This is a genomic window from Streptomyces sp. JLBT605 (genome assembly GCF_058215555.1).
Window position 1 is genome coordinate 1,984,256 of the sequence record NZ_CM177087.1, and the last position, 23,191, is coordinate 2,007,446.

Consider the following 23,191-nt stretch of genomic DNA (forward strand, 5'->3'; position numbering starts at 1 on the left):
GATACCCCCGTTTAGCGACGCCTCCCGCCCTAGCGGGGTCGCTCCGCCCGGCGTCTGGGCCCGGTCACTCCGCCGCTTCCTCCCGGTAGGCCGCGGCCTCCTCCAGGTCCAGCCTGCGCAGCAGCGCGCGCAGCATCTCGTCGTCGATCCGCCGCGCGTTGCGCAGCTGTACGAAGACCGAGCGCTCGGCCTCGATCATCTCCCGGGAGAGCCTGCGATAGGTCTCGTCCACGGACTCCCCGGTCTTCTCGTTGACCGCGCCGAGCCGCTCCCAGACCGCGTTGCGGCGCCGCTCCAGCACGGTGCGCAGCCGGTCGGCGAGCGGCCCCGGCAGGGCGTTGCGCTCGTCGGCGAGCAGCTCCTCCAGCCGCTCTTCCGCGGCCCGGGACGCCTGGCTCTGCGCCTGCGCCTCGGCCAGGGTCGCCGCCTGGGCGTCCCGGCCGGGCAGCCGGAGCCGCCGGATCAGCAGTGGCAGCGTCAGCCCCTGCACGACCAGGGTGGCGATCACGGTGGTGAACGTCAGGAAGAGCACCAGGTCGCGGGCGGGGAAGGCGTCGCCGTGGGTGGTCTTGGGGATGGAGAAGGCGATCGCCAGCGAGACCACCCCGCGCATCCCGGCCCAGCCGACGATCAGCGGCGCGGTCCAGTCGGTGTCCGGCTCGCGCTCCCGGATCCGGGGGAACAGCGCGCGGGGGACGAAGGTCGCGGGGAAGACCCAGACGAAGCGGGCGATGACGACGGCGAGGAAGACCGCCGTGGCGTACCAGGCCACCTCCCCCGCCCCGTAGGCGTCGAGGCCGCGCATCACGACCGGCAGCTGGAGTCCGATCAGCGCGAAGACGGCGGATTCCAGGACGAAGGCGACCATCTTCCACACCGCCGACTCCTGAAGCCGGGTCGCGAAGTCGACCTGCCAGGAGCGGTGGCCGAGGTAGAGCGCGACCACCACGACCGCCAGCACCCCGGACGCCTGGACCTCCTCGGCCGCCGTGTACGCCACGAACGGGATGAGCAGCGAGAGGGTGTTCTGCAGCAGCGGGTCCCGCAGCCGGGTGCGCAGCCAGTGCAGCGGCACCATCAGCACCAGCCCGACGCCGACGCCGCCGACCGCGGCGAGCGCGAACTCGCGCAGACCTCCGGCCCAGGTCGCCCCCTCGCCGACCGCCGCGGCCAGCGCCACCTTGTACGCGGTGATCGCGGTCGCGTCGTTGACCAGCGACTCGCCCTGGAGCACGGTCGTGATCCGGCCCGGCAGGCCGACCCGGCGGGCGATGGCGGTGGCCGCGACCGCGTCCGGCGGGGCGATCACCGCGCCCAGCACCAGGGCGGCGGTCAGCGGCAGGTCCGGCACCACCAGGTACGCCGCCCAGCCCACCGCCAGGGTCGCGAAGAGCACATAGCCGACCGACAGCAGCGCCACCGGCCGGATGTTGGCGCGCAGATCGAGGTAGGAGCTGTCCAGCGCGGCGGTGTGCAGCAGGGGCGGCAGCAGCAGCGGCAGCACGATGTGCGGGTCCAGGGCGTAGTCCGGCACCCCCGGGAGGTAGGAGACGGCGAGGCCGACGGCGACCAGCAGCAGCGGCGCCGACACCGGGGTGCGGCGGGCCGCGCCCGCGACCGCGGCGCTGCCCGCGACCAGCATCAGCAGTGGCAGTACATCCATCGCTTCGGGCCGTCTCCGATCATCTCAGCCCGCCCCCGCGGCCAGGCTTCGTCCATGGTCGTCGGCCGATTTAACCTTGGCCACCATGAGCGAGTGCCCGCACACCTCCGAACTGCCGGACGACACCCCCGAACCGCTGACGGACTCCTGCCGCGAGTGCCAGGCGGCCGGCAGCCACCCCGTCCAGCTGCGGCTCTGCCTGAGCTGCGGCCATGTCGGCTGCTGCGACTCGTCGCCGTACCAGCACGCCACCGAGCACTACCGGCAGACCGGGCACCCGGTGATGCGCACCTTCGAGCCGGGCGAGGACTGGCGCTGGTGCTACCGGCACGAGCAGCTGATCTGAAGGTCCGGGCTGATCTGGAGGTCCGGTGCGTGGGCCGAAGTCCCTGGCCGCACCGCCCGATGCCGGTGCCGCGCTCCCCTGCCCGATGTCAGTGCCGCCCGCTAGCCTGCTCCACATGATCAGAACCGCGAAGCCCTCCGATGTCCCGGCGATCCACGCGATGATCCGCGAGCTCGCCGAGTACGAGCGCGCGCTGGAGGACGCCAAGGCCACCGAGGAGCAGCTGCGGGAGGCTCTCTTCGGCGAGCAGCCGTCGGTCTTCGCGCTGATAGCCGAGGCCGAGGGCGGCGCCGGGGAGCCGGCCGAGACGGTCGGCTTCGCCCTGTGGTTCCGCAATTTCTCCACCTGGACCGGGACGCACGGCGCCTACCTGGAGGACCTGTACGTCCGGCCGCACGCTCGGGGCGGCGGGTACGGCAGGGCGCTCCTCGCCGAGCTGGCGCGGATCTGCGTCGAGCGGGGGTATGCCCGTTTCGAGTGGTCCGTGCTGGACTGGAACGAGCCGGCGATCGGCTTCTACACCGCGCTGGGTTCCGAGGCGATGGACGAGTGGACGGTCCGCCGGCTGTCCGGGGAGCCGCTGCGGGCGCTCGCCGCACAGGCGGCCGGGCCGACGGGTCGGGCCAACGCGGCTCCGTCGGTTTCGAATTGAGACCACCCGACCCCTAGCCACTGTGCGTATGCGTTGTCTTACCATGAGTGACGTGGCGCGGAATCGGGCAGGTACCAACCGGGGCGGCCAGCATGCTCCGCCCTGGCGACACCGGGCCGCGGATCGCGGTAGCGTCGCAGCCGAACCATGTGCCGCGGCCGGTTCTCTGCCCCCACCAGGGACGGGCACCGGGCGCTCATACCAGCTCAGCTCAACCAGCTCAGCCACCTTGGAGGTGAGGGTGTCCCAGATCGCAGGCGAGCCCGGGACCCAGGACTTCGTGGAAGTCCGGCTGCCCGCTGCGGGTGCCTACCTGTCGGTGCTGCGGACGGCGACCGCCGGACTCGCAGCCCGCTTGGACTTCACCCTCGACGAGATCGAGGATCTGCGCATCGCGGTCGACGAGGCATGCGCGATCCTGCTTCAGCAGGCCGTCCCCGGCAGTGTGCTCAGTTGCGTCTTCCGCCTGGTCGAGGACGCATTGCGGGTGACCGTCTCGGCACCCACCACCGACGGCCGCGCTCCCGAGCGCGACACCTTCGCCTGGACGGTGCTGTCCGCGCTGGCGGGTGAGGTCGACTCGACCGTCGCTGAAGACCGCACGGTCAGCATCAGCCTGCACAAGAAGCGCGGCGCCGGCCCCGGGCAGCCGTGACGGAAAGGGGGGCTCCGTGAGCACCGCATCACCGCGGGACGTGCGTACCCCGGCCATCCCGCCGCAGCCGGCCCAGCCGCATCCCGCGGGCGAGGAAGCCGCCGGCGACCGAGCAGAGCGGGCGGACCACATGGACCAGCACCAGCACGACGCCTGGCAGCAGCATGATCCGCATGACCGCAGCGGCGCGCGAGCGCTCTTCGTCCGGCTGCGAGGGCTCCCGGACGGCTCCACCGAGCGGGCCGAGCTGCGCAACCACCTCGTCCGGATGCACCTGCCGCTGGTGGAGCATCTGGCGCGGCGCTTCCGTAACCGCGGTGAGCCGCTGGACGACCTCACCCAGGTCGCCACCATCGGGCTGATCAAATCCGTGGACCGGTTCGACCCGGACCGCGGGGTGGAGTTCTCCACTTATGCGACGCCCACCGTCGTCGGGGAGATCAAGCGGCACTTCCGCGACAAGGGCTGGGCGGTGCGGGTGCCGCGCCGCCTCCAGGAGCTGCGGCTCTCACTGACCACGGCCACCGCGGAGCTGTCCCAGCGGCACGGCCGGGCCCCCACGGTGCACGAGCTGGCCCAGCACCTGAACATCTCCGAGGAGGAGGTGCTGGAGGGCCTGGAGTCGGCCAACGCGTACAGCACGCTGTCGCTGGACGTCCCGGACACCGACGACGAGTCCCCGGCGGTGGCGGACACCCTCGGCGCCGAGGACGAGGCCCTGGAGGGCGTCGAGTACCGCGAGTCGCTGAAGCCGCTGCTGGAGGACCTGCCGCCGCGGGAGAAGAAGATCCTGCTGCTGAGGTTCTTCGGCAACATGACCCAGTCGCAGATCGCGCAGGAGGTCGGCATCTCGCAGATGCACGTCTCCCGGCTGCTGGCCCGCACCCTCGCCCAGCTCCGCGACAAGCTCCTGGTCGAGGAGTAGTCGAGCCCTGACCGAGGAGCGGTCGAGGTTTGGTCAGGGAGTGGCGGACTCCTGATCGCGGAGGAGAGATCCGGCCCGGGCGGAGAAGCCGGCCCGCCCGGGCGCCCGCGGTGTACTTCCAGGACGGAGTACCCGAATACCCACAGGGCGGGTCACCCCGGGAAGGACTACTCCCGGGGCCCGATCCCGAGCGCCTCGGTCGCCGTGGGGTTGACCAGCAGGGCCAGCACCGCGAAGGCCGCGGCGGCGATCGCCACGCCGACGGCGATCAGCCCGCCGCCGTTCTGCACCAGGGTCCAGGCCACCGGCAACCCCATCAGCTGCGTGATCATGGCCGGGCCGCGGCTCCACCGGCGGCACAGCCACAGACCGCGCGCCGCGGCCACCGGCAGCACGGCCAGCGCCAGCACCGTCACCGCGAGCATCTCGGCCTGCTCCGGACTCTCCGGATCACCGACCAGCCCCATCACCCCGAGGTAGATCCCGAAGCCGAGCAGCACCGCGCCTTCCAGCGCGGTGAGCACGGCCGCGGCGGTCACCCGGGCGGGGCGCGGCCCGCTCGGCCCGCTCGGGCCGCTCGGCGCGCCGGCGGCCGAAGCGGCCGGGGCCGTCCGCGCGGCCTTGACCGTCCCGGTGGCGGCCCCGGCCGCCTTGGATCCATCCGGCCTGACCGACATGGACTGCTTACCCTGCTTGCTCTGCTTGCCGGACCGAGCGGCCGCCTGCTTCGCGGGGGAGGACTTCTTCCTGCTCACCCCAGCAGGGTAGCCGTCACCGGGAGGCCGGGCGGCGCCCCGGGGGGCCGAGCGGTACCACCAGGTAGGTAGGCTTTTCGCATGCGCGCGCTTCTTGTGGTCAACCCGGCAGCAACCACCACCAGTGCCCGCACCCGTGATGTGCTGATTCACGCGCTGGCCAGCGATCTGAAGCTGGAGGTCGCGACCACGGAGTACCGGGGGCACGCCCGCGATCTGGCCCGCCGGGCGGCCGAGAGCGGCACATACGAGCTGGTCGTGGCGCTCGGCGGGGACGGCACCGTCAACGAGGTCGTCAACGGCCTGCTGCACCACGGCCCCGCCCCGGACCAGCTGCCCCGCCTGGCGGTGGTGCCCGGCGGCTCGACCAATGTCTTCGCCCGAGCGCTCGGCCTGCCCAACGACGTCGTCGAGGCGACCGGCGCACTGCTGGACGCGCTGCGCCAGGACAGCGAGCAGACCGTGGGCCTGGGCCTGGCGGCCGGCACGCCGGGCACCGAGGACGAAGCGGTGCCCGCCCGCTGGTTCACCTTCTGCGCGGGCCTGGGCATGGACGCCGGGGTGATCGGCCGGGTCGAGCAGCAGCGCGAGCGCGGCAGACGCTCCACCCATGCGCTGTACCTTCGACAGGCCGTACGCCAGTTCGTCAAGGAGCCGCATCGCCGGCACGGCACGATCAGCCTGATCCGGCCCGACCAGGAGCCGGTCGAGGATCTGGTGCTGTCGATAGTCTGCAACACCTCTCCATGGACCTATCTGGGCAACCGGCCGGTCTACGCCTCGCCGCAGGCGTCCTTCGACACCGCCCTTGACGTGCTCGGATTCACCAAACTGTCGACCGCGGCGATGGCCCGGTACGGCACCCAGCTGCTCACCTCCACTCCGGAGCGCGGGCCGCACGGCAAGCATGTGGTCGCCGAGCACGATCTGGCGGACTTCACCTTGCAATCGCAGGTGCCACTGCCCTTCCAGATGGACGGTGACCACCTGGGGCTGCGTACCAGCGTGACGTTCACAGGTGTACGGCGTGCACTGCGTGTGATTGTGTGAGTGGCAGGGGCCAAAGTCCTTTCAGTCGAACGTTTAGGCTGGCCTCCACCCCCTGGAAGTACGGCTGTGACCGAGACGACACCAAGGAATCAAAAAAAACTTTCCGGAAGGGGTTGTATCCGCCGCCGAGGTTTGCGAATCTCTTCATGGCGATCGGGACGGCCGCACGAAGCCCCCTTGAGAGCCCGAACCCCCTCCACATTTCACGGGACCGCACCAGTCCCAAACTGGGCGTCGGCCCTTCCCTTGCGGAGGGATTCGTGAAAGCGTTCACATTCACAAGCAACGTACATGCAACACGAGGAGATGGAGCAGCCATGGACTGGCGTCACAACGCCGTTTGCCGCGAGGAAGACCCCGAGCTGTTCTTCCCCATCGGCAACACCGGTCCTGCGCTGCTGCAGATCGAGGAAGCCAAGGCCGTCTGCCGCCGCTGCCCCGTCATGGAGCAGTGCCTGCAGTGGGCGCTGGAGTCCGGCCAGGACTCCGGTGTCTGGGGTGGCCTCAGCGAGGACGAGCGCCGTGCGATGAAGCGCCGCGCCGCTCGCAACCGGGCGCGCAACGCCAGCGCCTGACGCAGCCCCTTCGGCCCCCGAGCCGCAGCGCGCAGTATCCCCCGATGCGCATAACCAGATGAGCTTTGAGCCCCGGACCTGATCAACGGTCCGGGGCTCAGCGCTTTGCCGGGGGGCTCGGCGCCTTGTCGCGGCGGGGCCCAGCGTCCTTCACGGGCCCGCGTGAGGGCCCTCACCGACGGGTCAACGCTTCTCGGCCCGGCCGGTCAGCGCTTCTCCGCGCGCACCGGGATGTCCAGCACCACCCGGGTGCCGCGCCCGGGCGCCGGGACCATGTCGAACGTTCCGCCCAGTTCCCCCTCGACCAGGGTCCGTACGATCTGCAGGCCCAGATTGCCGGCGCGGCGCGGGTCGAAGTCCTCCGGCAGACCGCGGCCGTCGTCCTCCACCGTGACCAGCAGCCGGCCCTCGGGGCGGGAGCCGTTCCCCCGACCCACCGGGGAGGTCCCGCTGCGCACCGCGGTCACCTCGACGTTCCCCTGCTCCCCCGGCCCGAAGCCGTGTTCCAGGGCGTTCTGCAGGACCTCGGTGAGGACCATCGACAGCGGCGTGGCCACCTCGGCGTCCAGGATGCCGAAGCGGCCGGTGCGGCGGCCGGCGACCCGGCCCGGGGAGATCTCCGCCACCATCGCCAGCACCCGGTCGGCGATGTCGTCGAACTCCACCCGCTCGTCCAGGTTCTGGGACAGCGTCTCGTGCACGATCGCGATCGAACCGACCCTGCGGACCGCCTCGTTGAGCGCCTCCCGGCCCTGGTCGGAATCCATCCGGCGGGCCTGGAGCCGCAGCAGGGCAGCGACGGTCTGGAGGTTGTTCTTCACCCGGTGGTGGATCTCCCGGATGGTGGCGTCCTTGGTGATCAGCTCGCGCTCGCGGCGGCGCAGCTCGGTGACGTCGCGGAGCAGCACCAGCGAACCGATGTGGGTGCCCTTGGGCTTGAGCGGGATGGCGCGGAGCTGGATCACCCCGTCGTCGCCCTCCACCTCGAACTCCCGCGGCGCCCAGCCGCTGGCCAGTTTGACCAGCGCCTCGTCCACCGGTCCGCGGGCCGGGGCGAGTTCCGCGGTCGTCCGGCCCAGGTGGTGCCCGACCAGGTCGGCGGCGAGCCCGAGACGGTGGTACGCCGAGAGCGCGTTGGGGCTGGCGTACTGCACCACACCATCGGCGTCCAGCCGGATCAGCCCGTCCCCGGCGCGCGGCGAGGCGTCCATGTCGACCTGCTGGGCCGGGAACGGGAAGGCTCCGGCGGCGATCATCTGGGCGAGGTCGGAGGCGCTCTGCAGGTAGGTGAGCTCCAGCCGACTCGGCGTCCGCACGGTCAGCAGATTGGTGTTGCGGGCGATGACCCCCAGCACCCGGCCTTCCCGGCGGACCGGGATGGACTCGACGCGGACGGGTACCTCCTCGCGCCACTCCGGGTCGCCCTCACGCACGATCCGGCCCTCGTCGAGCGCGGCGTCCAGCATCGGGCGGCGGCCGCGCGGAACGAGATGGCCGACCATGTCGTCCTGGTAGGAGGTGGGCCCGGTGTTGGGCCGCATCTGGGCGACGGAGACATACCGGGAGCCGTCGCGGGTGGGGACCCACAGCACCAGATCGGCGAAGGAGAGGTCGGAGAGCAGCTGCCACTCCGAGACCAGCAGGTGGAGCCACTCGAGGTCGGTGTCACCGAGCGCGGTGTGCTGGCGGACGAGGTCGTTCATGGAGGGCACACTGGGAGCCTACCGGCGAACGGGGTTTACTCTTCCTGAACCGGGTTTACTCTTTCTAGAGACAACCATGGACAGACGGTAGTGGTCTAGTCCAGAATGTCGTATGGCGCAATCTCCGGTGACCCGCACGGTTGCCGGGCAAGACCTCCGCTCTCCCCGCACAGGAGGGCGGATCGAGGCACACGGCGCTCTCTGCCCTGACGGCGCCGGGGCCTCCACTCGGCCGGCTGGACCGGCCGATGCAACTCCGGGCTGCGGTGCCGGGCGGGTTGAGGGTCCCGCCCTGGCGCCGCGGCCCGCGGGTGTTTCCGGGCACTGTCCGGGCACCTGTCGAGCGCCGGACCGAGCGTCGAACCGGCCGACCGCGGCCGCGGATCTCCGGACACCCGCTCGCGCTTGTCTTCGGCCTCGCGGCCGGGCTCACTGGGGCCGGGCTCACTGCGGCCAGGCGAGCATCGCGACCCGGGCCACCTCCTCCAGCGTCGCCCGGTCCACCCCGTCCCGCGCCTGCTGCGACATGCCCTGGAGCACGGTGGTGCTGTAGACCGCGAGGGCGTGCGCGTCGGTCTGCGGGGGCAGCGCACCGGCCGCGACATCGGCCCGGATGTGGCGCTCGATGAGCGCGGTGCTCTGATTGCGCCGCTCCTGGAGACCTTCCACCACATCGGCGGACTGCGGCGTGCAGTTGGTGGCCGCCGTGCTCACCATGCAGCCGCGGGGGTGCTCCGGGAGGGTGTGCCAGGCGGCGGCCTCGCGCAGCAGCCGGGCCACCCCCCGGCGGGCCGTCGGCTCCTCCTCCAGGGCGCGGTCGATGAAGCCCCCGAAGTCCCTGACATACGCCTCGATGGCCTCTTCGAAGAGCGTCTTCTTGTCGCCGAAGGCGGCATACAGGCTGGGGGCCTTGATGTGCATCACGCGGGTCAGGTCGGCGATGGACACCGCTTCGTAGCCACGCTCCCAGAACTCCATGATCGCGGCCTTGAGCGCCGCGTCGCGGTCGAAGGAACGCGGCCTGCCGCGCCTGGCTCCCGGCTCGGTCGTTCGCTCGTTCGTGGCACTCATGGAGAGATTCTATAGCGGTCGCTAATTAATGTGCTACGGTCGCTTCTGTAACGACTCCTAAAGAAGTGGGGGGCGCTGCCATGGGTGCGCTCACAGGCAAGACGGCACTGGTGACGGGCGGCAGCAGGGGCATCGGGCGAGCCATCGCCGAGCGCCTGGGCCGGGACGGAGCGCGGGTCGCCGTGCACTACGGCCGGGACGAGACGGCGGCGAAGGAGACCGTCGCCGCGATCGAGGCGGCGGGCGGCGAGGCGTTCGCGATCCGCGCGGAGCTGGGTGTCCCCGAAGACGCCGAGACCCTCTGGGCGGCCTTCGACGAGCGGGCCGACGGGCTGGACATCCTGGTCAACAACGCCGGCATCACCGGCCGCCGGGAGCCGATCACCGCGCTGTCGCGCGAGGATTTCGACCGCGTCTTCGCGGTGAACACCACGGCGCCCTTCTTCGTCACCCAGCACGGGCTGGGCCGGCTTCGGGACGGCGGGCGGATCATCAATGTGTCCACCGCCCTGACCCGGGGCGGCGTGATGCCCGATCTCATCGCCTACGCCATGACCAAGGGCGCGATCGACGCGTTCACCATGCATCTGGCGAAGGAGGCCGGCGCCCGCTCCATCACGGTCAACGCGGTGGCGCCCGGCGCGATCGACACCGACATGAACGCCGACTGGCTCCGCGGAAACGCGGAGTCGCAGACCGCGATGGCACAGCGCTCACCGCTGGACCGGGTGGGTCAGGCGGCGGACGTCGCGGACATAGCGGCCTTCCTGGCCTCCGACGACAGCCGGTGGGTCACGGGGCAGTGGATAGACGCCTCGGGCGGCTCCCTGCTGTAGTCCGGCGCTCCCCGGCCACCACGCGGGCCTGCTAGATTGGTCTAAACCACATGCCCACTTCCAGAACGGCAGGCCAAGCGTGGAAGTTGTCATCGTTCCGGACGCCGCAGCAGGCGGAGAGCTCATCGCGGAGGCCATGGCCACCCTGGTGCGCCGCAAGCCCGACGCCCTGCTCGGTGTCGCCACCGGCTCGACCCCGCTGCCCATCTACCGGGCGATGGCAGCCAAGGTCCGGGCAGGCGCCGTGGACGTCTCGCGGGCGCGAATATGCCAGCTCGACGAGTACGTGGGGCTGCCCGCCGGGCATCCCGAGTCCTACCGCTCGACGGTGCTGCGCGAGGTCGTCGAGCCGCTCGGCCTGACCGAGGGGTCCTTCCTCGGCCCGGACGGCAGCGCCGAGGACGTCCAGGCCGCGTGCGAGGCGTATGACCGGGCGCTGGCCGAGGCGGGCGGGGTGGACCTCCAGCTGCTCGGCATCGGCACCGACGGGCACATCGGGTTCAACGAGCCGTGCTCGTCGCTGGCCTCCCGGACCAGGATCAAGACCCTGACCCGGCAGACCCGCATCGACAACGCGCGCTTCTTCGACGACGACATCGATCAGGTGCCGCACCACGTCATCACCCAGGGCATCGGCACCATCCTGGACTCCCGCCACCTGGTGCTGCTCGCCACCGGCGAGGGCAAGGCGGAGGCCGTGGCGCAGGCGGTCGAGGGCCCGGTCGCGGCGATCTGCCCGGCCTCGGCGCTCCAGCTGCACCCGCACGCCACGGTCGTGGTCGACGAGGCGGCGGCCGGCAAGCTCAAGCTCGCCGACTACTTCCGCGCCACGTACGCGGCGAAGCCGGCCTGGCAAGGTCTGTAGACCGTCCGCACCTCACGCGCCCGCGCCTCTCGCGCGTCCGCACCCCCTGACATACGACTCGGCCGGGGCTCCCTGACGAGTGCCCCGGCCGGGTCGTAGCCGACATCAGCCGTCGCCGACGTCCGTGTCGCCGATGTCCGTGGTCGCCGATGTCAGCGGGTCACCCGCCCGCGATGACCTCCGCGGCGGCGCGCCCGCAGACGCGGGCGGCGCCGTGGGTCGCGATGTGCAGCGCTCCGACCGGTGGCCCCTGGGGCACCCCCATCTCGACCACGACCGTCTCCGGCCGGGTCGTGAGCAGGGCCTCCAGCACCTCGGCCATCCAGGGGTGGCGGTGGGCATCGCGCACCACCGTGACGATCGGGCGGTCCGATGCCCCATCCAGCACCCGGGCGACCAGCGCGGCCGCACCCTCGTCCTCGGCGTCCTGCCTGCCGTGGGTGGCGGTGGTGGTGCCCGGCAGTAGCCGGGCGAGTTCGGCGGCCACGCCCCACGGGGTCTCGTCGCCGACCGCGATGTTGGCCACCGGGGTGAGCGCGGCGACATGGACCGGCCCGGCCGGCGGCGCGTACGGCCGCGGGCCCGCGGTCACCCGCAGCGCCCGGCGGGCGGCCTCCAGCCCTACCTCGGGGGCGGGCGCGGTCCCCACCGCCGCGCCCGGCCCCTCGGCGCGGCGTGCCCAGTCCGCCAGGGCCCGCACCCGTGCGGCGGCGTCGGCGAGCCGCTTCTCCGGCAGCTCGCCGGTGCGGACGGCTGTCACCAGCGCGTCGCGCAGCCGCAGCACGGTCTCCTCGTCGGCCAGTCCACCGCCGACACAGATGGCGTCGGCACCGGCGGCGATGGCCAGCACGCTGCCGCGTTCGATGCCGTAGACGGCGGAGATCGCCTGCATCTCCATGCCGTCGGTGACGATCACTCCGTCGAAGCCGAGGCCGCCGTCGGCGACAGGCGCGCGCAGCAGACCGTGCAGGGCGGCCGGGCTGAGGGTGGCGGGCAGTTCGGGGTCGAGCGCGGGCAGCAGGATGTGGGCGCTCATCACCGCCTTGGTGCCGGCGTCGATGGCGGCCCGGAAGGGCACCAGCTCGCGCGCCGACAAGGTCGCCAGGCTCGCGTCGATACGCGGCAGGGCGTGGTGGGAGTCGACGGCGGTGTCGCCGTGGCCGGGGAAGTGCTTGGCGCAGGCGGCGACTCCGGCGGCTTGCAGGCCGTCGATGTAGGCGGCGGTGTGCCGGGCCACCAGCTGGGGGTCGGCTCCGAAGGAGCGGACGCCGATGACCGGGTTGCGGGGGTTGGAGTTGACGTCCGCGGAGGGGGCCCAGTTGAGATTGACCCCGCAGGCGGCCAGCCTGCGGCCCAGTTCATGGGCGACCGCGCGGGTCAGGTCGGTGTCGTCGACCGCGCCGAGGGCGAGGTTGCCGGGGAAGGAGGAGCCGGTGCGCACCTCCAGCCGGGTCACGTCGCCGCCCTCCTCGTCGATGGCGACGAGGAGGGAGTCCCGCTCGGCGCGCAGTTGCGCGGTGAGCGCGGCCAGCTGCTCGGGCGAGGCGACGTTCCGTCCGAACAGCCCGACGGAGACCAGCCCTTCGCCCAGCCGGCGCAGCAGCCATGCCGGGGCGGTGGTGCCGGTGAAGCCGGGCTGCAGGACGGCGAGCGCGTCCTGGGTGAGGGTGTCGGGTGCGTGGGTGAGCGACGTCATGGGAAGTGCGTCATCCCTTCACTGCGCCGGAGGTGAGACCACCGACCGCCTTGCGTTGCAGGAACAGGAAGAGGAGGAGGACCGGCAGTGCGAAGAGCGAGGCCGCCGCCATGGTGGCGCCCCAGTCGTCACCGAACGCCGTCTGGAACTTCGACAGCCACAGTGGCAGGGTCTGCGCCTCGGCGTCCTTGTTGAGGATGAGGACCAGCGGGAATTCATTCCACGCGGTGATGAAGCCGAACAGCGAGGTGGCCATCAGCCCGGGCGCCAGCAGCGGGAAGATCACCTTGATGAACGCCTGCGGCCGGGTGCAGCCGTCGACCATGGCGGCCTCCTCCAGCTCCCTGGGCACGGCGGCGACGAAGCCGCGCAGCGTGAGGATGGTGAAGGGAAGCACCATGACCATGTAGAAGAAGGTGAGCGGCACCAGGCTGTTCAGCATGTCGCCGTCCCGGACGATCATGTAGATCGCGATGACCATGACCTCCCAGGGCGCCATCTGGGCGACCATGAAGGTGAGGATGAAGCCCCGGCGGCCCTTGAACCGCATCCGGGCCAGCGCGAAGGACGCCAGCAGCGCGATGAGCAGGGAGAGCCCGACGGCGAGCACGGTGACGGTGAGGGAGTTGCGGACCAGGGCCCAGAATCCCTCCGCGTCCAGCGCGGTCCGGAAGTGCTCCAGGGTGGGATCGGCGGGGAACCACACCGGGTCCTCGCTGATGATGTCCGAGGTCGGTTTGAACGCCGTGGCGAACATCCAGTAGACGGGGAACGCGAAGACGACGAAGAGGACGACGGCCGTCGCGCCCGGCCAGATCCGTCCGAGCGCCGAGCGCTTCACAGCTCGTCCTCCTCTTGCTTGAGCACGGTGCGCAGGTAGTAGGCGGTCAGCCCCAGCAGGATCAGGATGGTGAGGACGGAGATCGCCGCGCCCATGCCGTAGTGCTGGTTGCCGACGCCCTCGACGAAGGCGTAGACGGGAAGGGTCTCGGTGAGGCGTTCCGGGCCGCCCTCGTTGATCACGAAGACCTGGGGGAATGCCTTGAAGACCCAGATGACCTCGAGAAAGGTGGTGGCCAGCAGGAAGGGCTTCAGGAACGGAAGCGTCACCGAGGTGAAGGAACGCCAGGTGCCGGCGCCGTCCAGGGCCGCGGCCTCGTAGAGCTCCTTGGGGATGGTGGTCGTCGCGGCGTAGAGGTTGATGGCCACGAACGGGATCGACTGCCAGACGATCAGCAGGGTGATCACGGAGAAGGTGGAGAACTGGCTGCCGGTCCAGTCGTAGTCGGCCATCGAGTGCCAGCCCAGCTTGTCCAGCACCCAGTTGACCACGCCGAAGCGCTGGGCGAAGAGCCACTGGTAGACGGTGGTGGCGGCGATGACGGGCATCGCCCAGGCGAGCACCAGCCCGACCGAGAGCAGCAGCCGCATCCTCTTGCCCAGCCGGGCCAGCAGCAGTCCGATCAGGGTGCCGAAGACCATGATCAGGACGACGTTGGCGGCGGTGAAGACCACCGAACGGCCGGTCACCCGCCAGAACTCGTCGCTGGTCAGCGCCTCGCGGTAGTTGTCGGTGCCGTTCCACTCGGTGAGGTGCTGGATGAGCTGCCGCATGTTGAGGTTCTGGAACGACAGCATGCCGTTCTTCACCAGCGGCCAGCCGAGGAACACGAAGGTGGCGGCGACCGCGGGCAGCAGCAGCAGGTAGGGGACGGTGCCGGCGAGCCGCCCCCGCCCGGAGGCGGGGGCGACGCCGGACGGCGCCGTGCCGGTGCGGGCGGCGGCCGGTGCGGGGAAGTCGGCCTTCTCGGCCCGCGCAGCGCTCTCGGCCTTCTCGGTCTGCGCCGACGTGCTTGCCATCTGCTTACTGCTCCTGGCTGAGGCGCTTGTTCAGCTCGTCCTCGACCGACTTGGCGGCGTCCGCGTGCGACTTACCGTTCAGCACGGCGGTCATGTACGTCTTGATCGGGTTGGGCGCGTTCTCCACCGCGGCCCACTCGGGGATCAGCGGAGTGGTGCCGCCGGAGGCCACGGACGGCGCGGCGGCCTCGGCCGCGGCGTTGCCCTTCAGCGCGGTCTGCAGGGACTCCTTGTTCGGGATGATCCCGGTCTCCTTGGCGAGCAGGCCCTCGAACTCGTCCGACAGCGCGATCTTCAGGAACTCCTTGGCAAGTTCCTGCTTCGGGCTGCCCGCGGCGATGGCGAGGTTGGAGCCGCCGAGGAAGACGCCTTCGGGCTTGCCGGCCGTCTCCCCCGGGATGGTGAAGTAGCCGATGTCCTTCTCGATCTTCGGGTTGGCCTTGACCGCCACGCCCGCTTCCCAGCCCATGCCGATGAAGGCGCCGGTCTTCCCCTTGGCGAAGACCTCGCCCTGCTGCGGGGTGGCCTCGTCCTTGTTCTTGGGCGCCTTGGAGAAGGACTGGTACTGCTTGTAGATGTCCATGGCCTTGCCGACCTTGGGGTCGGAGAGGTTGGACACCCAGCTGTCGCCGTCCTTCTTCACCAGCTCGGCACCGGTGCCGATGGTCAGCCCGTCGAAGAAGTACCAGTTCTGGCCCGGCAGGTAGAGGGGCTCGGCGTCGGTCTTCTTCGCGATCGTGTCCAGGTCCTTGAAGAACTCGGTGCGGGTCTTCGGCAGCTCCTTGATGCCGGCCTCGGCCCAGATCTTCTTGTTGTAGAGGACGACGCGGTTGGCGGCGAACCACGGGGCCGCGTACTGCTTGCCGTCGAAGACCGCCGACTCGTTGAGCGATGCGGTCCACTCCGCGCCGATCGACTTCTTGAGGTCGGACAGATCGGCGAGGCCGCCGGTCTGGGCGTAGGCGGGGGTCTGGGTGTTGCCGATCTCGATGACGTCCGGCGGGTCGGACTCCGACAGCGCGGTGGTCACCTTCTGCTGGATGCCGTTCCACTGCTGGGTCTCGAACTTCAGCTTGGCGCCGGTCTTCTTCTCGAAGGCGGCGGTGACCTTGGTGGTCCAGCCCTCCGGAGTGGAGCCGTCCATCGCCCAGACGGTGAGCGTCTCGCCCTTGTAGCCGTCGCTCCCCGACTTCTCCCCGTCGTCGCCGGACCCGCAGGCCGCGAGACTCACCAGCATCGCCGCGACACCGGTCGCGGCTATCAGCCCACGCTTCACAGCACTCTCCTCAAAGGAACTGGAAGTGGTCTTTAATGGTTAATGGTTTAGACCAGTGCCCCGCAGCTTGGCCTAGACCTTTAGGGGTGTCAAGGGTGTATAAGAGTCGATGTCGGCTCCGTTACCGGACCGACATCTGACGACATCCGAGCTGGCAGGACGTCCTGGGCCGGGGCCGTGCCACGATGTGACCCTCAAAGACGGAGGAGCCGGTGACGGCAGCAGGACAGGAGTCGGGAAGGCGCGCCATGGAGACCGACGGGGCAACCGCCGAGAACGGCAACGGGACCGGCGGGGCGGCGCGCACCGCCCGCGTACCCAAGTACTACCGGCTCAAGCGGCATTTGCTGGAGATGACCGAGACGCTGCCGCCGGGCACCCCGGTCCCGCCCGAGCGCACGCTCGCCACGGAGTTCGACACCTCGCGGACCACGGTCCGGCAGGCGCTCCAGGAGCTGGTGGTGGAGGGGCGGCTGGAGCGGATCCAGGGCAAGGGCACCTTCGTGGCCAAGCCCAAGGTGTCCCAGGCGCTGCAACTGACCTCGTACACGGAAGACATGAAGGCGCAGGGGCTGGAGCCCACCTCCCAGCTCCTGGACATCGGCTACGTGACGGCGGACGACCGGCTCGCCGGGCTGCTGGACATCGCCACCGGCGGGCGGGTGCTGCGCATCGAGCGGCTGCGGCTGGCCAGCGGTGAGCCGATGGCCATCGAGACCACCCATCTGTCGGCGAAGCGCTTCCCCGCGCTCCGGCGCAGCCTGGTGAAGTACGCCTCGCTGTACACCGCGCTGGCCGAGGTGTACGACGTGCGGCCGGCGGAGGCCGAGGAGACGATCGAGACCTCACTCGCCACGCCGCGCGAGGCAGGCCTGCTGGGCACGGACGTCGGCCTGCCGATGCTGATGCTCTCCCGGCACTCGCTGGACGCCAACGGCGACCCGGTCGAGTGGGTGCGGTCCGTCTACCGCGGCGACCGGTACAAGTTCGTCGCCAGGCTCAAGCGGCCCAACGGCTGACGCCGGCCTCGGCCGGGTGCCGGCTGGGGGTCCGGGGGTTACCCCCCGGGACAGCACAGCGTCGCCAGGCTCAAGCGGCCCAACGGCTGACGCCGGCCTCGACCGGGTGCCGGCTGGGGGTCCGGGGGGTTACCCCCCGGGACAGCACAGCGTCGCCAGGCTCAAGCGGCCCAACGGCTGATGCGGCTCCCAACGGCCGAGCCCTGGCCCGGTGATGGGCCGGTCGTGTGCGGATGGCGGATCGGGCGGTCCTTTGTCATACCGATATACGGACGGGTAGTGACGCCTGCCACCCCCCTGGCTTAGATTTCCTGCGCATTACGCAGATGATCACCCAGGGACGGGAGCGCCCGCATGACGGAATCATCCGGTACGCAAGGCACCAGACCGGTCATCACGCCCTCGCGGGTGGTGGTCGGTCTGTGCCTGGTCGCGCCGTTCATCTCGATGCTGTGGGTCGGCTCGTACGCGAAGGTCGACCCCAAGCTGGGGGGCATCCCGTTCTTCTACTGGTACCAGATGCTGTGGGTGCCGATATCGGCCGCGCTGACGGCCATCGCCTATCTCCTGGTGCGCCGTGAGCAGCGCGCCCGCAAGGAAGGCGCGGCGCGATGAACGACGTCAACGGCGTCGCACTCGCCGTCTTCATCATCTTCTTCCTCGCCGTCACCGTGATGGGCTTCATGGCCGCACGCTGGCGGGCGGCCGAGAACGCCGAGAGCCTCGACGAGTGGGGGCTGGGCGGCCGCAGCTTCGGCACCTGGATCACCTGGTTCCTGCTGGGTGGCGACCTGTACACCGCGTACACCTTCGTGGCCGTTCCGGCGGCGGTGTACGCGGCGGGCGCGTCGGGCTTCTTCGCCGTCCCGTACACCATCCTGGTCTATCCGCTGATCTTCACCTTCCTGCCGCGGCTGTGGTCGGTGTCCCACAAGCACGGATATGTCACCACTTCGGACTTCGTCCGCGGCCGGTTCGGCTCCAAGGGCCTGTCCCTGGCCGTGGCGGTCACCGGCATCCTCGCCACCATGCCGTACATCGCGCTGCAACTCGTCGGCATCCAGGCGGTGCTGGACGTGATGGGCGTCGGCGGCGGCGAGAACACCAACTGGTTCGTCAAGGACCTGCCGCTGCTGATCGCCTTCGGCGTGCTGGCCGCCTACACCTACTCCTCGGGGCTGCGCGCGCCCGCGCTGATCGCCTTCGTCAAGGACACCCTGATCTACATCGTCATCGCGGTGGCGGCCATCTACATCCCGATCAAGCTGGGCGGTTTCGACGACATCTTCCATGAGGCCGGGAAGGCGTTCGCGGAGACCAACGACGCCGGGAAACCGAGGGGCGCACTGGCGCCACCGGACGCCTCCCACTGGGCGTACGCGACGCTCGCGCTGGGTTCCGCGCTGGCGCTGTTCATGTATCCGCACTCCATCACCGCCACGCTCTCCAGCCGCAGCCGTGAGGTGATCCGCCGCAACACCACCATCCTGCCGCTGTACTCGCTGATGCTGGGCCTGCTGGCGCTGCTCGGTTTCATGGCGATCGCCGCGAAGGTGGACACCGGCGGCAATCCGCAGCTCGCCGTCCCGCAGCTGTTCGAGGACATGTTCCCGGACTGGTTCGCGGGCGTGGCGTTCGCCGCGATCGGCATCGGCGCCCTGGTCCCGGCGGCGATCATGTCGATCGCCGCGGCCAACCTCTTCACCCGCAACATCTACAAGGACTTCCTCAAGCCCGACGCGACCCCGGCTCAGGAGACGAAGGTCTCCAAGCTGGTGTCGCTGCTGGTGAAGGTGGGCGCGCTGGTCTTCGTCCTGTCCATGGACAAGACGGTGGCGATCAACTTCCAGCTGCTCGGCGGCATCTGGATCCTGCAGACCTTCCCGGCCCTGGTGGGCGGTCTGTTCACCCGCTGGTTCCACCGCTGGGCGCTGCTCGCCGGCTGGGCGGTCGGCATGATCTACGGCACGTGGAAGGCGTACGACACCCCGAGCGCCACCCAGAAGCACTTCGGCAACACCACCGAGGTCCCCTTCATCGAGAAGATCGGCTACATCGGTCTGACCGCCATCGTGCTCAACATCGTCGTCACCGTCGTGCTGACGCTGGTGCTGCGGGCCCTGAAGGCTCCCGACGGCGTCGACGAGACCTCGCCCTCGGACTACACCGGGGACGCCGGCGACCCGGGCGTCAAGGCCGAGCTGCCGCCGGCGACGGCGGGGGCACCCGGCGGCCACTGAGGGGCGCCAGGGCGCGTTCCGGCCCGGCCGGAAGGTAGCGTGGAGGGACAGGGGCGCGGCGTGCTCGCCGCGCCCCTTCCGTGTGCCGTTCCCGCCCCGTGCCGCCCGCCGTCCTGCCCCTGCGCCAGGCCCCGTGGGCCCCGTGGGGCGGGCTCGGAACGCATGCCTCAACGCAGGTCAACTCCGCCTCGATATAGCACATTCATACGAAATCTCAAACGCGGTGACACAAGATGTGGGGGCACACGCGGCAGCCAACACAAGATGTATGCTCGTCCTCGCTGTCGCCGCAGGGGAATCCGGTGCGAATCCGGAACTGTCCCGCAACGGTGTACGTGTGTGTTTTTGCGTGCGCGTAAGTCCGACCACCTGCCGACGGCCTCGAACACGTCCGGGCCTCGCGGGTTGGGCCGGTGGACGCTGTGCGGTAGGCCCCGACCCTGGTCCGGCATGCCCGCACGCGCCCATCGCGCCCACCCTCGTAGGCCCTCCCAGCCGAGCGAGGGAGAGCACCTCCGTGACCATCGCGCCCGCCGATCCGGTTTCAGCGGCCCAGGACTTCCAGGGCCCCGGCCCCGCGTCCGACGCGCCCGGAACCGCCCTGCTGCGCACCCTGACCGACCTCACCGCCGACCTGCCCGCCACCGACCCCGGCAAGGTCGCGGCCGCCGCCCTGCGCGGCCGTCACGCCGGGTCCGACGAGGCGGAGTTGCGGGACCTGGCCACCGAGGCGGCCGCCGGACTGATCGCCGAGGAGCCGGAGTACTCCCGGCTCGCCGCGCGCCTGCTCACCCTCACCATCGCCGAGGAGGCGTCCGGACAGGGCGCGGTCTCCTTCTCCGCCTCCGTCGAGACCGGCCACCGCGAGGGCCTGATCGCCGACACCACCCTCGCCTTCGTGCGGACCCACGCGGACCGGCTGGACGCACTGGTCGACACCAGCGTCAGCGACGGCGCCGACGACCGCTTCGGCTACTTCGGCCTGCGCACGCTCTACAGCCGCTACCTGCTGCGCCACCCGCTCACCCGCAAGGTGATCGAGACCCCGCAGCACTTCCTGCTGCGGGTGGCCTGCGGCCTGGCCGAGGACCTCTCCGACCGGGCGCTGGAGGACGTCCGCGAGCTGTACCGGCTGACCAGCTCGCTGTCCTACCTGCCCAGCTCCCCCACGCTGTTCAACTCCGGTACCCGGCACCCGCAGATGTCCTCCTGCTATCTGCTGGACTCCCCGCTGGACGAGCTGGACTCGATCTACAACCGCTACCACCAGGTCGCCCGGCTGTCGAAGCACGCCGGCGGCATCGGCCTGTCGTACTCGCGGATCCGCGCGCGGGGGTCGCTGATCCGCGGCACCAACGGCCACTCCAACGGCATCGTGCCGTTCCTGCGCACCCTGGACGCCTCGGTCGCCGCGGTCAACCAGGGCGGCCGGCGCAAGGGCGCCGCCTGCGTCTACCTGGAGACCTGGCACGCCGACATCGAGGAGTTCCTGGAGCTGCGGGACAACACGGGCGAGGAGGCCCGCCGCACCCACAACCTCAACATCGCGCACTGGATCCCGGACGAGTTCATGCGCCGGGTCGAGGCCGACGCCGACTGGTCGCTGTTCTCCCCGGTCGACACCCCCGAGCTGGTCGACCTGTGGGGCGATGAGTTCGACACCGCGTACCGCCGCGCGGAGGCCGAGGGGAAGGCCGTGAAGACCATCCCCGCCCGGGTGCTGTACGCCCGGATGATGCGCACCCTGGCGCAGACCGGCAACGGCTGGATGACCTTCAAGGACGCCGCCAACCGCACTGCCAACCAGACCGCCGAGCCAGGCAAGGTCGTGCACTCCTCCAACCTCTGCACCGAGATCCTGGAGGTCACCGACGACGGCGAGACGGCGGTCTGCAACCTGGGGTCGGTCAACCTCGCCGCGCACCTGGGTGCCGACGGGCAGATGGACTGGGAGAAGCTGGACCGCACGGTCCGCACCGCGGTCACCTTCCTCGACCGGGTGGTGGACATCAACTTCTACCCGACCGATGAGGCCGGGGCGTCCAACTCCCGCTGGCGGCCGGTGGGTCTGGGCCTGATGGGTCTGCAGGACGTGTTCTTCCGGCTGCGGCTGCCGTTCGACTCCGCCGAGGCCAAGGCGCTGTCCACGAAGATCTCCGAGCGCATCATGCTCGCCGCGTACGAGGCCTCCTGCGACCTCGCCGAGCGACACGGCCCGCACCCGGCCTGGTCCGCCACCCGCACCGCGCGCGGTGTGCTGCACCCGGACCACTACGAGGGCGCTCCCATGGCCTGGCCGGAGCGCTGGACGGCGCTGCGCGAGCGGATGGCGAAGACCGGCATGCGCAACTCGCTGCTGCTGGCCATCGCGCCGACCGCGACCATCGCGTCCATCGCGGGCGTGTACGAGTGCATCGAGCCGCAGGTCTCCAACCTCTTCAAGCGCGAGACGCTCAGCGGTGAGTTCCTCCAGGTCAACTCCTACCTGGTCGAGGAGCTCAAGGAGCTGGGCGTGTGGGACGCGCAGACCCGCGAGGCGCTGCGTGAGTCCAACGGCTCGGTCCAGGACTTCTCCTGGGTGCCCAGGGAGGTCCGCGAGCTGTACCGCACGGCGTGGGAGGTCCCGCAGCGCGCGCTGATCGACATGGCGGCCGCCCGCACGCCGTACCTCGACCAGAGCCAGTCGCTCAACCTCTTCATGGCCTCGCCCACCATCGGCAAGCTCAGCTCGATGTACGCCTACGCCTGGAAGCAGGGCATCAAGACCACGTACTACCTGCGTTCGCGCCCGGCGACCCGGATCGCGCAGTCGGCGCGCGCCACCGCGCCCATCCCCGTCCAGCAGGCCACGCCCGACGCCGAGGCGATCGCCTGCTCCCTGGAAAACCCCGAGTCCTGCGAGGCCTGCCAGTAATGTCCACCCCCGAAAAGCCCAAGAACCTCCTGGACCCGGGCTTCGAACTCACCCTGCGGCCGATGCGGTATCCGGCGTTCTACGAGCACTACCGCAACGCCATCAAGAACACCTGGACCGTGGAGGAGGTCGACCTCCACTCCGACGTCGCCGACCTCGCCAAGCTCTCGCCCGGCGAGCAGCACCTGATCGGCCGGCTGGTCGCCTTCTTCGCGACCGGCGACTCGATCGTGGCGAACAACCTGGTGCTCACCCTCTACAAGCACATCAACTCCCCCGAGGCGCGGCTGTATCTGTCGCGGCAGCTCTTCGAGGAGGCCGTGCACGTCCAGTTCTACCTGACCCTGCTGGACACCTACCTGCCCGACCCGGACGACCGTGCCGCCGCCTTCGACGCGGTGGAGAACATCCCGTCCATCCGCGAGAAGGCGCAGTTCTGCTTCAAGTGGATCAATGAGGTGGAGAAGCTGGACCGGCTGGAGTCCAGGGAGGACCGCCGCCGCTTCCTGCTCAACCTGATCTGCTTCGCGGCGTGCATCGAGGGCCTGTTCTTCTACGGCGCCTTCGCCTACGTCTACTGGTTCCGCTCCCGTGGCCTGCTGCACGGCCTGGCCACCGGCACGAACTGGGTCTTCCGGGACGAGTCCATGCACATGGACTTCGCCTTCCAGGTCGTCGACACCGTCCGCGAGGAGGAGCCGGATCTCTTCGACGAGGAGATGGGCAAGCAGGTCACCGCGATGCTGGAGGAGGCCGTCGAGGCCGAATTGCAGTTCGCCCGGGACCTGTGCGGCGAGGGCCTGCCGGGCATGAACACCGCCTCCATGCGCGAGTATCTGCAGTGCGTGGCCGACCAGCGGCTGGCCCGCCTGGGCCTGCCGGTCCGGTACGGCTCGGAGAACCCCTTCGCCTTCATGGAGCTGCAGAACGTCCAGGAGCTGACGAACTTCTTCGAGCGGCGCGCCTCGGCGTACCAGGTCGCGGTCGAAGGCTCGGTCTCCTTCGACGACGACTTCTGATCCGGTCAATTCGCCTCCGGGGCGCACCCCTTTGTCCAGGGGTGCGCCCGCGGCGTTTCGGACAGTGATTC

Annotated in this window: 21 protein-coding genes and 1 riboswitch; of the genes, 13 read left to right on the forward strand and 8 right to left on the reverse strand. The window is 70.4% G+C overall.

Annotation, left to right across the window (positions count from 1 at the left end):
* Positions 1 to 64: 64 nt before the first annotated feature.
* Positions 65 to 1,663 carry a Na+/H+ antiporter gene (locus AC4BDD_RS08880; RefSeq protein ID WP_490690435.1) on the reverse strand — a complete coding sequence of 533 codons (1,599 nt, stop codon included), beginning with the start codon at positions 1,661 to 1,663 and terminating at the stop codon, positions 65 to 67.
* A gap of 85 nt (positions 1,664 to 1,748) precedes the next feature.
* On the opposite strand from AC4BDD_RS08880, the gene AC4BDD_RS08885 reads away from it, so the two are divergent.
* The 4 genes from AC4BDD_RS08885 (at position 1,749) to AC4BDD_RS08900 (ending at position 4,241) form a co-directional block, all read left to right on the forward strand.
* Positions 1,749 to 2,009 (forward strand): UBP-type zinc finger domain-containing protein, encoded by a 261-nt coding sequence (locus AC4BDD_RS08885; RefSeq protein WP_490690436.1) that lies wholly within the window; start codon positions 1,749 to 1,751, stop codon positions 2,007 to 2,009.
* Between the two features lie 115 nt (positions 2,010 to 2,124).
* Positions 2,125 to 2,661, forward strand: coding sequence for a GNAT family N-acetyltransferase (locus tag AC4BDD_RS08890; protein WP_490690437.1), 537 nt, complete (start codon positions 2,125 to 2,127; stop codon positions 2,659 to 2,661).
* Between the two features lie 241 nt (positions 2,662 to 2,902).
* Complete coding sequence (locus AC4BDD_RS08895; protein WP_398460787.1) at positions 2,903 to 3,316, forward strand: ATP-binding protein; 414 nt, start codon at positions 2,903 to 2,905, stop codon at positions 3,314 to 3,316.
* Positions 3,317 to 3,332: 16 nt separating this feature from the next.
* Entirely contained in the window at positions 3,333 to 4,241 is a 909-nt protein-coding gene (locus tag AC4BDD_RS08900) for an RNA polymerase sigma factor SigF (RefSeq protein ID WP_490690438.1), read from the forward strand.
* Between the two features lie 167 nt (positions 4,242 to 4,408).
* Here the strand turns inward: AC4BDD_RS08900 and AC4BDD_RS08905 are convergent, their stop codons facing one another.
* Entirely contained in the window at positions 4,409 to 4,918 is a 510-nt protein-coding gene (locus tag AC4BDD_RS08905) for a hypothetical protein (RefSeq protein WP_490691713.1), read from the reverse strand.
* A 159-nt stretch (positions 4,919 to 5,077) separates the two neighbouring features.
* Here AC4BDD_RS08905 and AC4BDD_RS08910 point away from each other — a divergent pair, with 159 nt between their 5' ends.
* On the forward strand, positions 5,078 to 6,046 hold the full coding sequence (locus AC4BDD_RS08910; protein ID WP_490690439.1) for a diacylglycerol/lipid kinase family protein: 969 nt from the start codon (positions 5,078 to 5,080) through the stop codon (positions 6,044 to 6,046).
* 317 nt (positions 6,047 to 6,363) lie between these two features.
* A complete protein-coding gene (locus AC4BDD_RS08915) occupies positions 6,364 to 6,621 on the forward strand; it encodes a WhiB family transcriptional regulator (RefSeq protein ID WP_003953983.1) in 258 nt (85 codons plus the stop codon).
* 206 nt (positions 6,622 to 6,827) lie between these two features.
* On the opposite strand, the gene AC4BDD_RS08920 is transcribed toward AC4BDD_RS08915, so the two are convergent.
* Together AC4BDD_RS08920 and AC4BDD_RS08925 are read right to left on the reverse strand one after the other, a co-directional pair.
* The gene (locus AC4BDD_RS08920) at positions 6,828 to 8,324 is read right to left on the reverse strand and encodes a histidine kinase N-terminal domain-containing protein (protein ID WP_490690440.1); all 1,497 of its coding nucleotides are present in this window, start codon (positions 8,322 to 8,324) and stop codon (positions 6,828 to 6,830) included.
* Positions 8,325 to 8,768: 444 nt separating this feature from the next.
* A complete protein-coding gene (locus tag AC4BDD_RS08925) occupies positions 8,769 to 9,395 on the reverse strand; it encodes a TetR/AcrR family transcriptional regulator (RefSeq protein ID WP_490690441.1) in 627 nt (208 codons plus the stop codon).
* 80 nt (positions 9,396 to 9,475) lie between these two features.
* Here AC4BDD_RS08925 and AC4BDD_RS08930 point away from each other — a divergent pair, with 80 nt between their 5' ends.
* Entirely contained in the window at positions 9,476 to 10,231 is a 756-nt protein-coding gene (locus tag AC4BDD_RS08930) for an SDR family oxidoreductase (protein WP_490690442.1), read from the forward strand.
* Positions 10,232 to 10,310: 79 nt separating this feature from the next.
* Positions 10,311 to 11,096 (forward strand): glucosamine-6-phosphate deaminase, encoded by a 786-nt coding sequence (gene nagB / locus AC4BDD_RS08935; protein ID WP_490690443.1) that lies wholly within the window; start codon positions 10,311 to 10,313, stop codon positions 11,094 to 11,096.
* 160 nt (positions 11,097 to 11,256) lie between these two features.
* Here the strand turns inward: nagB and AC4BDD_RS08940 are convergent, their stop codons facing one another.
* From AC4BDD_RS08940 to AC4BDD_RS08955, 4 genes are read right to left on the reverse strand one after another with little or no spacing between them, the layout of a single operon-like run.
* Positions 11,257 to 12,792, reverse strand: coding sequence for a glycoside hydrolase family 3 protein (locus AC4BDD_RS08940; protein ID WP_490690444.1), 1,536 nt, complete (start codon positions 12,790 to 12,792; stop codon positions 11,257 to 11,259).
* 10 nt (positions 12,793 to 12,802) lie between these two features.
* A complete protein-coding gene (locus AC4BDD_RS08945; RefSeq protein ID WP_490690445.1) occupies positions 12,803 to 13,633 on the reverse strand; it encodes a carbohydrate ABC transporter permease in 831 nt (276 codons plus the stop codon).
* Complete coding sequence (locus tag AC4BDD_RS08950; RefSeq protein ID WP_490690446.1) at positions 13,630 to 14,652, reverse strand: carbohydrate ABC transporter permease; 1,023 nt, start codon at positions 14,650 to 14,652, stop codon at positions 13,630 to 13,632. The genes AC4BDD_RS08945 and AC4BDD_RS08950 overlap by 4 nt, the downstream gene beginning before the upstream one ends.
* A gap of 4 nt (positions 14,653 to 14,656) precedes the next feature.
* Positions 14,657 to 15,928, reverse strand: coding sequence for an extracellular solute-binding protein (locus AC4BDD_RS08955; RefSeq protein WP_490690447.1), 1,272 nt, complete (start codon positions 15,926 to 15,928; stop codon positions 14,657 to 14,659).
* Positions 15,929 to 16,176: 248 nt separating this feature from the next.
* Between AC4BDD_RS08955 and AC4BDD_RS08960 the strand changes: the two genes are divergently transcribed.
* From AC4BDD_RS08960 to AC4BDD_RS08980, 5 genes are all read left to right on the forward strand, one after another.
* Positions 16,177 to 16,947: a GntR family transcriptional regulator gene (locus AC4BDD_RS08960; protein WP_490691714.1), complete on the forward strand. Its 771-nt coding sequence runs from the start codon at positions 16,177 to 16,179 to the stop codon at positions 16,945 to 16,947.
* Positions 16,948 to 17,301: 354 nt separating this feature from the next.
* Positions 17,302 to 17,562 (forward strand): DUF3311 domain-containing protein, encoded by a 261-nt coding sequence (locus tag AC4BDD_RS08965; RefSeq protein WP_490690448.1) that lies wholly within the window; start codon positions 17,302 to 17,304, stop codon positions 17,560 to 17,562.
* The gene (gene mctP / locus AC4BDD_RS08970; protein ID WP_490690449.1) at positions 17,559 to 19,187 is read left to right on the forward strand and encodes a monocarboxylate uptake permease MctP; all 1,629 of its coding nucleotides are present in this window, start codon (positions 17,559 to 17,561) and stop codon (positions 19,185 to 19,187) included. The genes AC4BDD_RS08965 and mctP overlap by 4 nt, the downstream gene beginning before the upstream one ends.
* A gap of 268 nt (positions 19,188 to 19,455) precedes the next feature.
* Positions 19,456 to 19,578: riboswitch (cobalamin riboswitch) on the forward strand.
* A gap of 126 nt (positions 19,579 to 19,704) precedes the next feature.
* Positions 19,705 to 22,101, forward strand: a complete 2,397-nt coding sequence (locus AC4BDD_RS08975) for a ribonucleoside-diphosphate reductase subunit alpha (RefSeq protein WP_490690450.1) — start codon at positions 19,705 to 19,707, stop codon at positions 22,099 to 22,101.
* A complete protein-coding gene (locus AC4BDD_RS08980; RefSeq protein WP_490690451.1) occupies positions 22,101 to 23,120 on the forward strand; it encodes a ribonucleotide-diphosphate reductase subunit beta in 1,020 nt (339 codons plus the stop codon). Before AC4BDD_RS08975 ends, AC4BDD_RS08980 begins: the two co-directional genes overlap by 1 nt.
* Positions 23,121 to 23,191: the final 71 nt, after the last annotated feature.

Bases quoted from the DNA above. Each gene is read 5' to 3' on its own strand.
- AC4BDD_RS08880 (WP_490690435.1), bottom strand. From the start codon at position 1,663: ATGGATGTACTGCCACTGCTGATGCTGGTCGCGGGCAGCGCCGCGGTC.
- AC4BDD_RS08885 (WP_490690436.1), top strand. From the start codon at position 1,749: ATGAGCGAGTGCCCGCACACCTCCGAACTGCCGGACGACACCCCCGAA.
- AC4BDD_RS08890 (WP_490690437.1), top strand. From the start codon at position 2,125: ATGATCAGAACCGCGAAGCCCTCCGATGTCCCGGCGATCCACGCGATG.
- AC4BDD_RS08905 (WP_490691713.1), bottom strand. From the start codon at position 4,918: ATGTCGGTCAGGCCGGATGGATCCAAGGCGGCCGGGGCCGCCACCGGG.
- AC4BDD_RS08910 (WP_490690439.1), top strand. From the start codon at position 5,078: ATGCGCGCGCTTCTTGTGGTCAACCCGGCAGCAACCACCACCAGTGCC.
- AC4BDD_RS08915 (WP_003953983.1), top strand. From the start codon at position 6,364: ATGGACTGGCGTCACAACGCCGTTTGCCGCGAGGAAGACCCCGAGCTG.
- AC4BDD_RS08920 (WP_490690440.1), bottom strand. From the start codon at position 8,324: ATGAACGACCTCGTCCGCCAGCACACCGCGCTCGGTGACACCGACCTC.
- AC4BDD_RS08925 (WP_490690441.1), bottom strand. From the start codon at position 9,395: ATGAGTGCCACGAACGAGCGAACGACCGAGCCGGGAGCCAGGCGCGGC.
- AC4BDD_RS08930 (WP_490690442.1), top strand. From the start codon at position 9,476: ATGGGTGCGCTCACAGGCAAGACGGCACTGGTGACGGGCGGCAGCAGG.
- AC4BDD_RS08940 (WP_490690444.1), bottom strand. From the start codon at position 12,792: ATGACGTCGCTCACCCACGCACCCGACACCCTCACCCAGGACGCGCTC.
- AC4BDD_RS08950 (WP_490690446.1), bottom strand. From the start codon at position 14,652: ATGGCAAGCACGTCGGCGCAGACCGAGAAGGCCGAGAGCGCTGCGCGG.
- AC4BDD_RS08960 (WP_490691714.1), top strand. From the start codon at position 16,177: ATGGAGACCGACGGGGCAACCGCCGAGAACGGCAACGGGACCGGCGGG.
- AC4BDD_RS08965 (WP_490690448.1), top strand. From the start codon at position 17,302: ATGACGGAATCATCCGGTACGCAAGGCACCAGACCGGTCATCACGCCC.
- mctP (WP_490690449.1), top strand. From the start codon at position 17,559: ATGAACGACGTCAACGGCGTCGCACTCGCCGTCTTCATCATCTTCTTC.
- AC4BDD_RS08980 (WP_490690451.1), top strand. From the start codon at position 22,101: ATGTCCACCCCCGAAAAGCCCAAGAACCTCCTGGACCCGGGCTTCGAA.